Source organism: Streptomyces sp. NPDC006610 (assembly GCF_040611575.1).
GTDB lineage: Bacteria > Actinomycetota > Actinomycetes > Streptomycetales > Streptomycetaceae > Streptomyces.
This window is the reverse complement of sequence record NZ_JBEXOP010000036.1, coordinates 23,093-36,807: the sequence shown is the minus strand read 5'-3', so window position 1 is coordinate 36,807 and position 13,715 is coordinate 23,093. Positions and strand designations below refer to the sequence as shown.

General features: G+C 72.8%; 4 protein-coding genes. All 4 read right to left on the bottom strand.

What is annotated here, in order from left to right; all coding sequences use genetic code 11:
* Positions 1-319: 319 nt before the first annotated feature.
* The 4 genes from ABZY13_RS25465 to ABZY13_RS25450 are packed head-to-tail and all read right to left on the bottom strand — an operon-like array spanning position 320 to position 13,714.
* Positions 320-2,665, bottom strand: a complete 2,346-nt coding sequence (locus ABZY13_RS25465) for a penicillin acylase family protein (protein ID WP_356634600.1) — start codon at positions 2,663-2,665, stop codon at positions 320-322.
* Positions 2,652-3,938 (bottom strand): MFS transporter, encoded by a 1,287-nt coding sequence (locus tag ABZY13_RS25460; RefSeq protein WP_356634598.1) that lies wholly within the window; start codon positions 3,936-3,938, stop codon positions 2,652-2,654. Before ABZY13_RS25460 ends, ABZY13_RS25465 begins: the two co-directional genes overlap by 14 nt.
* Entirely contained in the window at positions 3,935-6,904 is a 2,970-nt protein-coding gene (locus tag ABZY13_RS25455) for an amino acid adenylation domain-containing protein (RefSeq protein ID WP_356634596.1), read from the bottom strand. Before ABZY13_RS25455 ends, ABZY13_RS25460 begins: the two co-directional genes overlap by 4 nt.
* Before the next feature lie 36 nt (positions 6,905-6,940).
* Positions 6,941-13,714 carry an amino acid adenylation domain-containing protein gene (locus ABZY13_RS25450; protein WP_356634594.1) on the bottom strand — a complete coding sequence of 2,258 codons (6,774 nt, stop codon included), beginning with the start codon at positions 13,712-13,714 and terminating at the stop codon, positions 6,941-6,943.
* Position 13,715 lies beyond the last annotated feature (1 nt).

Sequence of the window (13,715 nt, the reverse complement as noted above, 5' to 3'; positions counted from 1 at the left end):
CGCCGGGACCGTATGAGGGTGCGGCCGCTTGCGCGCTACCGGCCGTCAGCGTCGGGACCGGCCGTTGCGGCGCATGCGTGCCGGCCGATGGCCGACCGTGGAGGCGGACAGGTGACGGCACTGCTCCGGCGGGCTCATGACCCACTGCGAATCCGGCCGGCGCAAGGCGCGGAGGGCCGGTGATGGGCTCGGTGAAAGCGCTCGACGCAAGGCTCTTCGACGAGACCGTGGCGGCGATCGCGTTGTTCGCGGGTCGGCCCCACGCCCGGCACGCGAGGCCCGCCGGCTCGCACCGGACGGGCCCGGGGTGTCGATCGGGTCACCGGGGCCGCAGGCGCAGCAGGACCGGCGTCGCGTCCGGGGAGGACGGGAGCTGCACCCCGTAGTGCCGTCCCTCGGTGTGGGCCGGGGTCTGGTCGTCGTAGTGCGGGGAAGCCGGGTTGCCCGAGGCGCCGTGGCGGAGCACGTCCCACAATCGCGGTCCGTGCGGGGAGAGTTCGGCCACGAACCGCCACGGTGCTCCGTCGACCACCTTGCCGCTCGGGTCGGAAGAGGTCAGGGCGACCGTGTGGGAGCTGCCGCCGGCCGGGGTCGACGGTGCGCCGAAGAGCGGGGCGAGTGCGGGGACGGCCCTGCCGATCGGATGCTGGTCGGTGATCCGGTGGACCCGGTCGTACCGCCAGCGCGACGGATCCTCGCCCTGCTCCCCGGCGATCCGTCGCGCCGTCGCGGTCAGCGCGCGTCGCGCCACGGCCGGCAGCGTCTCCCGCTCTCCCAGCGCCGTTCTGGCGTCGGGGTCGAGCACCAGGTGATCGACCTGGAGGGCCGCGTCCGGCATGGCCGCGGCCAGCTCCTCCCCCAGCCGGCTGCCGACCCAGTGGTCCGTGAGGGCCTGCATGAACCGGAAGAACACCAGGGGCGCCGCCAGGTGTCCGTGGTCGTGTCCGTCCCAGTCGGCGAGCAGTCGGTGGCATGCGGCGGTGAGCGGTTCGTCCGGAGGCTCCCGGTCCAGCGCGTCGAGCAGGGTGGGGAGCACGCGGCGGGCGCGCCCGTCCAGGACGTCGGACTGCCACCGGGCGCATGCCGCCGCGGTGACGACCCCCTCCGTGGTGATCAGCTCCTCGATCCGTTCCGCCCGGTAGGGCGGCAGCCAGTCCACCCCCACGTCGAGCGGAGCCCCGGCGGGCAGCAGCCGGTGGTTGGCGGACACGATGTACCCCTCGGACGGGTCGACCACCTCCGGCAGGTCGTCGAATGCGAGGAAGTCCTCCCAGGAGCGGGCGGCGTCGGCGTACCCGGCCGGGACTCCCCCGCTGCTGCCCGGCGCCCGGGCCGGGACGTTGCCCGCCGTCCTCAGGGCGATGGTGCCGTCCTGGCAGGCCACCACCACGTTGAGCACCGGCACGCCGAACGCCCGCAGGGTGTCCCGGAGTTCCGGGTAGTCACGCGCTCGCCACATCCGCTGGCACGCCTCGATCTCCGCCGAGGGCTCCAGGCCGCTCCAGAACAGGCCGTACCGGCCGGCCCCGTCCGAGCCGGGCAGGTCCAGTTCGACGTGGCGGGCGCCGCCGGCCGCGCGTACCGGGACCGGCTCCGCGCCCCGCACCGTGATCACGCTCTCCTCGGTCCACCTCTCGGCCTCCTCGGAGCCCGCGGTCGGCGCGAGGGTGCACAGGTCCTGTGTGTCGACGGTGGAGTTGGTGATGCCCCAGGCCAGGTGGCGGTTGGCGCCGGCGATCAGGCCCGGCAGGCCGGGGACGGTGACCCCGTAGCCGGTGGCACCGTCCTCCTGGCCGTCCAGCCGCAGGCCCATCTGGTACCAGAGGCTGGGCTGGGTGAGGACGATGTGCGGATCGTTGGCCAGCAGCGGGTGCCCGGAATCCGTGTGCGCGCCGGAGACGGCCCAGGCGTTGGAGCCGAGTGGGTGCTCGCCCCCCAGCAGCGCGTCGAACCAGGCCCGTGACGCCGTCGGCAGGTCGGCCGGGGAGGGCTCGTCCGCCCCTGTCGCACGCCTCTCGCCCGGCGGGGCGGCGGGGAGGGTGCGGATGGTCACCGCTCCGTCGGCGGGATACTTCGGCGTGCTGAAGGCGGCGGCGTGTTCCGGGCGTTCCTGGGCGAGCCTGGCGCGGAACGCCTCGTTGGCGAGATTGCGGCCGAGGTCGAAGCCCAGGTATTTGACGATGACGATCGAGTCCAGGGGGGTCCAGGGCTCGGGGCGGTAGCGCAGCAACCCGAACTCCAGGGGGAGGCCGGCCCGTCGCCGCATCCGCCGTGCCGCCGCGTCGACTCCGTCGCTGAACGCCACCAGGTTCGCCCGGTGTTCCGGGGAGAGCAGCGCCTGCGACCGGCGGGCGACCCGCTCCAGCGCGAGCTTGCGGGCCCTGACGTCCTCGTCGACCACGACCGCTCCGAAGATCTCGGCCAGCCGTCCTCGGGCCCGGCGCCGGAGCACGTCCATCTGCCAGAGCCGGTCGGTCGCCTGGACGTAGCCGACGGCGAAGTAGAGGTCGCGCTCCCGGGCGGCCGCGACGAACGGGACGCCGCGATCGTCACGCCGGATGTCGGCGCCCTCGATCAGCCCGCGCAGCCGGAGCCGACCGCGGCTGCGCTGGGCGTGCAGGCTGGGCAGTGCCGCCGCTCGCAGGCAGCGTTCACGCCAGGTCATCGGCGTGCTCCTCCTTCGGGCGAGGTGCGGAGCGTTCCGGTGCGGGGGCGGCCAGCCCGGGGACGCGCCGGCCGACGAGCAGGTAGATGACGACGGCGGCCAGGGCGAACGAGCCGACGCCGAGGAACATGGTGGTGCCGTCGTAGGCCGCGAGCAGCAGGCCGCCGGTGAACGGCCCGATGAACACGCCGAGTTGTGCGAAGGTCTGGGCGCCGAAGTAGGCGCCACGGCGTTCCTCCGGCGCGATCCTGTCGATGATGGCGAACTCCGCCGGGTAGATGAGGATCTCCCCGAGGGAGAACACCACCATCGCGGCGACGAAGTGCCAGATCTCCCCCGAGTACGCGAAGCCGGCCATGCCGAGGACGGTCAGCAGGCCGCCGACCGTGATGGACGTCACGGGGTTGCGCTTCTCCATGAACCGGGAGACGGCCAGTTGCAGGACCACCACGGTCACCGCGTTGGTGGTCAGCACGTAGCCCAGGATCGTGGTGCCGTCGGCGAATCCGTCGGAGAGGTGCTGCGCGAGCAACGAGGAGACGCGTCCGTGCACGGCCTCCAGCAGCAGTCCGGCGAGGATGAGGAAGAGCAGGCGCGGATCGGTCGCCACGACGCGCGCGCTGTCCGCGAGCCCTCTGAGGACGCCGCCGAGGTGCTGCGCCGCTTCCTCGCCGGTGGCCGTCCGGTCGGGCGCGACGGACGGCGCGGAGCTCCGCAGCAGGACTGCCGCCAGGCCGATCAGGTAGACGCCGTAGCCCAGCGCTCCGACCAGGAAGGCCGATCGGCCGCCCGCCAGTCCGACCGCCGCGCCGACGACGGGTCCGACGGCGAAGCCCATGTTGGTGGCCATGTACTGGTACGAGAAGACCTTCACCCGGCGTTGCGGCGGGAGCAGGTCGCTGAGCAGGGCCTTCCCGACGGGTCCGAAGGAGCTGCTGCTCAGCGCCATCGTCGCGTTGAAGGCGAACACCGCCGGGACGTCGTGGCTGAAGTAGAGGCCGACGAAGGAGCCGATCACGCCCAGGAGGGAGATCACCAGCAGCCGGGTGCGTCCGAGGAGGTCGGAGAGCGATCCGCCGACGAACCCGGCGAAGATCGAGAAGAACACCGACGAGCCGATGATGAAGCCGATCATGCCCGGTTCGAGTCCGAGTTCCTTGCGGAGGAACACGGCGAGGAAGGGGATGGTGACCGAGTTGGCGAGGCTCATGATGCCGGAGCCGACGATGAGCACCCGGGCGAGGACCGGCGTTGCTGCGGTGGTGGGGGTCATCGCGGTGTTGCGCCCTTTCCTGGTGCGGACTGTGTGCCGGACGTCCCGGTCTCGTGGGGAACGTCGTGCTCGGTGAGGAATCCTTGCAGGAGTTCGGCCAGGCGCCGGGCGTGCGGGTTGCGCAGCATGCCCTCGTGGTCCGCTTCGACGCGTTCCACCCGCAGGACGCCGGGCAGGAGCCGTGCCCATTCCGACGGGTGGTCCGCGCCGGCTGCGCCGTCCTCCCCGCCGGCCCGGACGAAGAGCGTCGGAAGACCGGCCGGCCGCGGTTCCGGCCAGCTGCGGTCGCACATCCACCGGTAGGTGCGGAACGCCGCCTCCAGGCCGCCCTGGAAGAACTCCACGGCCGAGGGGCCGATGATGCGCGCCGCGCGTGCGAGGACCATCGCGGTGGACTCGGTGCGCAGCAGCTCCGGCAGGTCGGTGTCGCGGTGCCGGGCGAGGTCGGGGAAGAGGCCGGCGAGCGTGGCGAGGAACGCCAGGAGCTGGTCGTCGTGGCCGCCCGAGAGCTTCTTCTCCAACGCGGCCGGGTCCAGCGCGTCGAGCAGGACCAGGCCGGCGACCGGTACGCCGAGCTCGCGCAGTCTCCCGGCGACGTAGAAGCCGAGGGAGCCACCGTAGGAGTGGCCGACGAGGTGGAGGGGTCCGCCGTCCACCGCGGCGGCGATGATCCGCGCGCACTCCTCGGCGAGGGCCGTGGCGGTCTGCTCGCCGTCGCTCGCCCGTACCAGGCGGGCGGTGGAGAGCGCGGAGAAGGAGCGGTCCCGGAAGTGGGAGGAGAGCTGGGCGAAGGACTCGCCCAGCCCGAGAACTCCGGGCAGGGCGAACACGGGCGGGGCGCCCGCCGGGTGCTGCCGGAGCCGCAGGAGGGCGGGATGGCCGCCGTGGGTGTTCCTCGCCGTGTGGACGGCGTGGACCGGCCCGGTGGGCCGTCCGGCGTGGGCCGGCGGTGCCGGTGCGGCCCCGGTGTCCCCGCCCGGCCGGGTCGGCGGCCGGCCGGACTCGCCGGCCGGGCCGGGGGTCGCGTCATGGCCGGGCTCCCTGCCGATGCCCGCCGCCCGGTCGCTGTCGCGTGACGGCTCCGCCAGGCGCTCCCGGACGACGGCCGCCAGCGCGCGTGCGGTCGGCTCGCGGAGGAACTCGCGCAGCGGCACCTCCACGTCGAACGCGGTCCGCACCCCGGCCAGCAGCCTGGTGGCCAGCAGCGAGTGGCCGCCCAGATCGAAGAAGCCGGCGGTCGGATCCGCCCGGTCGAGGTGCAGCAGACCGGTGACGATCCGCAGGACGCGCTCCTCCACGGCGTCGGCCGGCTCCTCCCCTCGGCCGGTCCCCCGGAGGGTGAGGGTCGAGGCATCGGCCGGGTCGGGCAGGGCCTTGCGGTCGGCCTTGCCGTTCTGGGTGAGCGGCAGCCGGTCCAGGCGCACGAAGACCGTGGGGACCATGTAGCCCGGGAGCGTCGCGGCGAGTGCCTCCTGCAGTGACTCCACCGACAGGCCCGCCCCCTCGGCGGGCACGACGTAGGCCACCAGGCTGGTCCCGCGTTCGGGCAGGTCGCGGGCGACCACCGCGGCCTCGGCGAGAAGGGGCAGGGCGCGCAACGCCTGCTCGATCTCCCCGAGTTCGATGCGGAAGCCGCGGATCTTGACCTGGTCGTCCTTCCTGCCGTGGTACGCGAACACGCCGGAGGGGGTGAGCCGGGCCAGGTCGCCGGAGCGGTAACCACGCCCACGGCCCCCGGGCAGTTCGACGAAGCGGTCGCGGTCGAGCTCGGGCCGCTTGAGGTAGCCGAGGCCGACCCCTGGGCCGGTCACCACGATCTCGCCGGTCCCGCCCGGCGGCACGGCCGACAGGGCGTCGTCCACCAGCAGGAACTCCGTGCCGGCGATGGGGCGGCCGATCAGCGACCCGGTCCCGCCGAGTTGGTCCTGCGTCACGCGGTGGAAGGAGGAGATCACCGTCGTCTCGGTGATGCCGTAGGCGTTGAGCAGGCGGGGCGAGTCGTCGCCGTACTTGGCGAACCACGGCGCCAGGTCGGAGAAGTACAGGGGCTCCCCGCCGAAGACCACCCAGCGCAGGGGCAGCCGGTCGGCGAAGCGGTTGTCCTCTGCGGCGAGTTGGTGGAAGGCCGTCGGGGTCTGGCACAGGACGGTGATCCGTTCGTCTCGGAGCAGCCGCCACAGCGCCGCCGGATCCTGCGCCGTCTGCGCCGGTACGACGACCAGCCGGCCGCCGTGCAGCAGGGCGCCCCACATCTCCCAGACGGAGAAGTCGAACGAGAAGGAGTGGAACTGCGTCCACACGTCCTCGGCTCCGAAGGCGTACGTCTCCTCGACCGCCGCGAAGAGACTCAGCAGGTTTCCGTGGGAGACCTGCACGCCCTTCGGACGGCCGGTGGTCCCCGAGGTGAAGATGATGTAGGCGCGGGTGTCCCGGTCGATCCCGGTCTGCGGCGCGTCCGCGGTGGGCTCGGGCAGCGGATCGTCCACGAACACGGCGGGCAGGCCGCCGGGCACCCGCCCGGCGAACGCCCTGGAAGTGATCACCGCCGCGGGCTCGGCGTCGTCGACGATCAGCTCCAGACGCGCCCGGGGCGTCTGCGCGTCCAACGGCGCATAGGACGACCCCGTGCGCAGCACGGCCAGCGCCGCCGCCACCATCCACACCGAACGCTCCAGCAGAATCCCCACCGGACGTCCGGGGTCCGATGTCACCGCACGCAGTGCCGCGGCCAGCCGGTCGGCGGTCTCGTCCAGTTGACGGTAGGTCCAGCTGAGCCGTCCGTCCTGGACGGCGATCCGGTCCGGGAACTCGGCCACCACCGCGGCGAACGCCTCCCCCAGGTGCGCGGCCCGGTTCAGGACGGAGTCGGGCCGGGTGGCGCCGGCCGCCAGGGGGGTCCGCGGGGCGGGTGGCCGACTGCGCAGCGCGACGCGCCGCCGGAGCTGCTCCGCACGGTCTTTGTTCATCGATTCATCCTTCACTCGCGTCGCGCGTCCGGCGGGTCAGAGGGTGAGCAGGAGCGCCGGCAGCAGTCCCCGGGCCTCCACACGGTCGAGGAACGCCGGCCAGTGGGCGGAGTCGGCGACCGTGCCCGTCCGCGCCGCGTCGGAGAAGTGCAGCGTGTCCCCCGTGACGTCCGCCCAGATGCGGGCGAGTTCCGCGCTCTCCTCGGCGGTGGCCAGCGGCACCGTCCCCAGGCTCCGGTCCGGCTCCTCCAGGAAGACGTCGAGGACCCGGGCGACGGCGTCGATCAGCCGCTCCACGGTGGCCGCCGTGAAGAGGGTGGCGTCGTACTGGACGTCGAGCCGCAGCCGGTCGCCCTCCAGGAAGCGGAAGAGCAGGTCGAACAGGCTCGTCTGCGCGGGCATCTGTTCGAGGGTCGCGGTCAGTCCCGGCAACTCGCCCAGGCCCAGCGGGTAGTTGTCCACGGTGACGATCACCTGGACCAGGGGCGGCGTGCCGGGCCGGCGGGGCGCCTCCACGGACCTGACGATCTCCTGGAACGGTGTCAGCTGGTGCTCCAGCGCGGTCAGCGCGCTCGCCGTGACGGATTCGAGGAGGCCGGCGGCGGTGTGGTCGGGGTCCACCCGGTAGCGGCAGGGCAGCGTGTTGGCGAAGAAGCCGAGCAGGTGTTCCGTGCCGGGGACGGCGCGGCCGGCCACCCCGGTGCCGAGCACGACGTCCGGCTGCTGGGCGAACCGGGCCATGACGACCGCGGTGGCGGCCTGGACGAGCATGAAGAGGGTCGTCCGGCGCTCACGGGTGAGGTCGGCGAGCCGCCGGGTGGCGTCCTCGTCCCAGGTCCGGGTGGCGTGGCCCGGGGTCCGGGCGCGGTCCTCGGTGCGTTCGTGATCGGTGATGAGGGGGAGTTCTCCCGGGTAGCCGTCCAGGTAGGAGCGCCAGAAGGCCCGCTCCTGGTCGGCGGAGGACGCCAGTTGCTCCTGCTGCCAGGCGGCGTAGTCGCCGTACTGGACGGTGAGTTCCGGCAGCCGCGGCCTGCGCCCCTCCTGGTGGGCCAGGTACGCCTCGGTGATCTCCCTGATGGCCACGTCGATCGACCAGCCGTCGGAGACGACGTGGTGGTTGCTCCACTCCAGGATGTGCTCGGTGGCGGAGAAGGAGTACAGCCGGATCACCGCCAGCGGGCCGCGTTCGAGGTCGAAGCGCCGCTCGGCGGCCCGCTGCCAGACGTACGCCCTGCGGGCCTCGAAGTCCCCGCCGACGTCGGCGGTCACCTCCACGGCCTCCAGTCGGACCCGGGCCTCGGGCGCCGGCGTCTGGTAGGGGACGCCGTCCCGGACGAGGAAGCGCACGGAGAGGATCTCGTGGCGGTCCACCAGGGTGTCCACCGCGTACCGGAGTGCTTCGAGGTCGACGCGACCGGACAGGGCCAGCAGGGTGACGCCCTCGTAGGAGCGGTCGTCGGGGTCGACCTGGTGGAGGAACCACAGGCTGGCCTGGTTGCCGGCGAGCGGGAACTCCACCGTGCCGTCGGGCTGCCTGGGGATCCGGACGGCCGCCAGGGAGGCGGGCCGGTCCGGCGAGGCGCCGCGCTCGATGAGGGAAGCCAGCGCCCGGGGCGTCGGGTTCTCGAAGAGCGTCCGCAGCGGGAGGTCCACCCGGTACCGGTCGCGCAGCCGGGCCATCACCTGGGTGGCGTGCAGCGAGTGCCCGCCGAGCTCGAAGAAGTCGGAGGTCGCGCCGAGGCGGCGGTCCAGCCGCAGGACGGACGCCCAGGTGTCGATCACCGCGGCCTCGGTCGGCGTGGCGGGTGCGTCCTCCCGCTCGGTCGACGCCGTGACCAGACTGCCCACGTCCCGGGTGGCGAGCACCTTGGTGTCGACCTTCCCGTTGGTGTTCCGGGGAAGTTCGTCGAGGCGGATCAGGAAGTCCGGGACGGCATAGCGGGGCAGCACCCTGGCCAGCCGGTCACGGACGGCGGACGGCGGGACGTCGAGGCGGATCACCGGCGCGTCCTGCGGGACCGGGGCGCCGTCGCCGGCCGTGCCCTCGGCCACCTTCGGGACGTAGAAGGCCACGAGCTGTTTGCCGCGGCCTTCCTCGAAGGTGCGGGCGATGACGGCGCTCTCCTGGAGGTCGTCCAGACCGGCCAGGGCGGCCTCGATCTCGCCGAGTTCGACGCGCTGGCCGCGGATCTTCAGCTGGCTGTCGATACGGCCGAGGAACTCGTAGCCGCCGTCGGCGAGCTGGCGGGCGCGGTCGCCGGTGCGGTAGGCGAGGACCCGGGGGTCGTCGGCGAAGGGGTCGGGCACGAACGCCTTGGGGGTCCGCTCGGGGTCGTTGAGGTAGCCGGCGCCGACGACCAGACCGCCCACGTACAGCTCTCCCGGGGTGCCGACGGGCACCGGCTCCCGGTCGTCGTCGAGGACGTAGACGGCGCAGTTGCGGATCGGCCGGCCGAGCTGGACCGAGGCGACCTGCTCGTCGACGTCCTCGACGACCTCGTAGTGCGTGACGTCGTCGGAGATCTCGGTCGCGCCCCACATGTTGAGGAAGCGCACCTCGGGCAGCAGCCTCCGGAAGGTGTTCACGGTCCTGGGCGTCAGCGCCTCGCCGGCGCACACGACCCAGCGCAGTGCGAGGCCGGGGAAGTTGTCCACGCCGTAGTAGGCGAGTTCCGCGTTGATCACGCTGAGGACGGACGGGGAGACCTCCAGGATCGTGACACCGTCGTCGGCGAGCGCGCGCAGCAGCCGGGGCGGGTCCTGGCTGATCTCGTCCGGGTAGATCACCGTGGTGCCGCCGACGGTGAGCGGCGCCAGCATCTGCCACACCGAGATGTCGAAGGTGGCGGCGGCGTCCTGGGACACCAGGTCGCCGTCGGCGATGTCGAGCGCGGCGATCTTGGCTTCGATGTGGTTGAGCATCCCGTCGTGCCGGATCAGCGCGCCCTTCGGCTCTCCGGTGGATCCGGAGGTGAAGGTGACGTAGGCGCTGTCCCGCCCGGTCGGCACCGGGCCCGTGTACGGCTCGCGGCCCGCGGACTCGGCGAGCACCTCGCGCAGGTCGAGGACCGGAATCGGGGCGGCTTCGCCCGCGGCTTCCGCGGCCGCGGCGGTCAGCGTCCCGGTGAACGTCCCGCCGCTGAGCAGCAGGGCGGCCTCGCTGGTGCGCAGCATGGCGGCGACGCGCGTGGTGGGGCCGCCCGGCAGGGGCAGGTACACCGCGCCGGTTCGCATGACGGCCATCGCGGCGGTGAGGAAGTCGAGGTCCCGGCCGGCGCCCAGCCCGACCACCGTGCCGGGTCCCGCGCCCAGTTCGGCCAGCCGGTCGGCAAGTCTTCCGACGCGCCCGGCCAGTTCGAGGTAGGTGAGGGTGTCCTCGCCGCACCGGGCGGCGGTGTTGTCCGCGTGTGCGGCGACGGCCTGCTCGAACACCTGGAACCAGCCGTCCGCCGACAGGGGTTGCGGCGTGGGGTCGCCGAAGCCGGCCAGCAGCTGCCGCCACTCCTCCTCGCCCAGCAGCTCCCGCCGGGTGGGCACGTGGTTGACCCCGGCCGCGATGCTCTCCAGCGTCCTGCGGTACAGCCCCGCGATCCGCCGCAGCTGCTGCTCGGAGACCCGCTTCATGTTTCCTTCGAGGTCCAGTGCGAGCAGTCCGCTGAAGGGGTCCCTGTTGAACTCGGCGCGCAGCGTGAAATTGGTGTGGATGTACGCCTTGGCGTCCAGGACTTCCAGGCCGGTCTGCGCGGCGAGCCGCTGGTAGCTGTGGAAGTGGGTGTAGTTGAAGCTGATGTCGGTCAGCTCCCGTGTGCCGACCAGCCGCTGGATCTCCGCGAGGGGATAGCGCCGCATCGGCAGCAGCGACGTCTCCTTCTCCAGGGCGGCGCGGATCAGGTCGCTCCAGCGGGCGCCACCGCTGCGCAGCCGGTACGGGACCATGTTGAGGTGCAGTCCGTAGACCTCGGTGCCGCCCTCGTCCTCGGAGCGGCCGTTCGACATCACGGACAGGACGATGTCGTCCCGCCCGGTCAGGGTCGCGACCACCCGGGCGTGGGCGGCGATCAGGACATGCCTGACGGTGACGCCGCAGGCCCGGGCCGCCCGGTCGAGGGCGTCGGAGAGCCCTGGGTCGATGTCCACGCTGAGGAAGCCCATCGTGCCCTCGTGGACGTCCGAGGACCCGCTGACCAGCCTCGGCAGGAGGGTGGGCTCCACGCCGTCCAGTTCGGCGGCCCAGAACGAGCGGGCCTCGGGGTCGCGCAGCGTCCGCTGCTCCAGGGCGATGAAGTCGGCGTAGCGGCGCGCCGTCCGAGGGGCGGGCGGCCTGTCCTCACCGTGCTTGATGGCCCAGTAGTCGCTCAACAGCTCGGTCATCAGCGAGGCTTCGCTCCACCCGTCGAGCAGGGCGTCGTGGAAGCTCATGGAGAACAGGAACTCCCGCTCGCCCAGGACGTGCGTGTGGAACCGGGACAGGGGCGGGCTGGCCCAGTCGTAGGGGACGCGTTCCTCGTGGGTGTGCCATGCCTCCAGCGCCGCCTGCTGCTCGGTGGCCGGCAGGTGCGTCAGGTCCGTGGCGCCCAGGTGGACGGTGGCCGTCCGGTGCACCAGCTGCAGCGGTTCGCAGTAGCCGGTGAGGTCGAAGGAGGTGCGGAGGATGTCGTGGCGGTCCACCAGCCGGGCGATGGCCCGTTCCATGGCGGCGTGGTCGTAGGCGTCCTTGAGCCGGAACGAGAACACGTCGCAGTACATGTTGACGCCGGGCTGGTACACGCTGTGGAACAGCAGCCCGGCCTGCAGGGTGCCGACCGGGTAGGCGTCCTCGATCCCGGCGGCGTCCCGGAGCCGTTCCCGGTCCTCCGCGGAGAGCAGGCTGAACGGCGCGACGGGCTCCTCGGCGGCCGGCTCCTGCTCGGCGACGGCGGCGAGGGCCTTCGGCGTCTGCAGCGCGTAGATGTCCGCGAGGTCCAGGGACAGGCCGCGCTTCTCGGCGTTCGCCCGCAGATTGAGCGCCAGGATGGAGTCGCCGCCGACGCTGAAGAAGGAGTCGTCCGCGGTCACTCCCTGAACGCCGAGGACCTCTTCGTAGAGGCCGACGAGAGCGCGGACGGTGGCTTCCGCACCGGCTTCGGGCAGGCCGTCGCCGGCGTGGGCCGCGGGGGCGTGCTCGCGCAGGCTGTTGGCCACCGTCGCGGCGGGCAGACGGGTCTTGTCGACCTTGCCGTTGAGGTTGACCGGCAGGGCGTCGACCGGGACGACGAAGGCGGGGATCATGTAGTGCGGCAGGCGTTCCCGCAGGTGGCGGAAGAGCCGCTCCGGGTCGAACTCGTCGCCTCGCACGATGTAGGCGGTGATCCGGGGCGTGCTGTCCGCGGATGCGGCACGGGGCCGGTCGCCGCCCCGGATCAGGTCCCGGATGCGGGTGATCTCCGTGCAGACGGACCGTTCCTTCACCACCGGGCTCGCCGGCGCCTTCGGCGTGGCGGCGGTGACGGCGGCGTGGCGGACACCGGGGACGTCGGTCAGCGCGGAGCGGATCTCGCCGAGTTCGACCCGGAATCCGCGGATCTTGATCTGGTCGTCCCTGCGGCCGAGGTACTCGTACTCGCCGGTGGAGGTCAGCCGGGCGAGGTCGCCGGAGCGGTATCCCCGCCCGCGGCCGCCGGGCAGCTCGACGAAGCGCTCCCGGTGCAGCTCCGGGCGATTGAGGTAGCCGAGGGCGACGCCGGGGCCGGTCACCACGATCTCGCCGGTCTCCCCGGGCGGCACCTCGGACAGGCCGTCGTCGACCAGGAGGAAGCCGTAGTCGGGCAGGGGGCGGCCGATCAGCGAGGCGCTCTCCCGGAGGTCCTCGCTGCGGACCCGGCGGAAGGAGGCGTGCACCGTCGTCTCGGTGATCCCGTACATGTTCACCAGGTGGGGGGCGTCGTCCCCGTACTTGCCCACCCAGCCCCGCAGATCCGAGAAGTACAGAGGTTCTCCGGCGAAGATCACCCAGCGCAGCGGCAGCACGTCCGTGTGCCGGCTGTCCTCGGCCCACAACTGCTGGAACGCGGTGGGCGTCTGGGTCAGCACGGTGACCCGCTCGTCCCGGAACAGCTGCCGCAGCGCCACCGGATCCTTCGCCGTCCGTGCCGGTACGACGACGACGGTGCCGCCGTGGAGCAGGGCTCCCCACATCTCCCAGACGGACAGGTCGAAGGCGAAGGAGTGGAACAGCGGCCACACGTCCTCGGGGCCGAAGTCGTACCCCTCCTCGCAGGAGGTGAAAAGGCTCAGCAGGTTGCCGTGGGAGACCTGCACGCCCTTCGGCCGGCCCGTGGTGCCGGAGGTGAAGATGATGTAGGCGCAGGTGTCCCGGCCGGTGACGGCGTCGGGCTCCTTCGCGGCGGTCGCCGGGACGGGATCGTCCACATGGACGGCGGGAACGCCGTCGGGTACCCGCCCGGCGAGGGACCGTGACGTGATGACGGCGCCGGGCTCCGCGTCCTCGACGATCAGCTCCAGACGCGCGGGGGGCGTCTCGGCGTCCAGCGGAACGTACGCGGAACCGGTGCGCACCACTGCCAGCGCCGCCGCCACCATCCAGGCCGAACGCTCGAGCAGGATCGCCACGGGTCGCCCCGGATCCGGCGCCACCGCACGCACGGCTGCCGCCAGTCGCCCGGCGGCCTCGTCCAGCTGGCGGTATGTCCAGCTCCGGTCCCCGTCCCGTACGGCGATCCGCTCCGGGAACGCCTCGGCGGCCGCCGCGAATGCCTCCGCCAGCCCGTCCACGGAAGACGAAGTGGTGCCCTGGGACTCGTCCCGCTTCATT

Coding starts and splice junctions, on each gene's coding strand:
- ABZY13_RS25455 (WP_356634596.1), bottom strand. CDS start 6,904: ATGAACAAAGACCGTGCGGAGCAGCTCCGGCGGCGCGTCGCGCTGCGC.
- ABZY13_RS25450 (WP_356634594.1), bottom strand. CDS start 13,714: ATGAAGCGGGACGAGTCCCAGGGCACCACTTCGTCTTCCGTGGACGGG.
- ABZY13_RS25465 (WP_356634600.1), bottom strand. CDS start 2,665: ATGACCTGGCGTGAACGCTGCCTGCGAGCGGCGGCACTGCCCAGCCTG.
- ABZY13_RS25460 (WP_356634598.1), bottom strand. CDS start 3,938: ATGACCCCCACCACCGCAGCAACGCCGGTCCTCGCCCGGGTGCTCATC.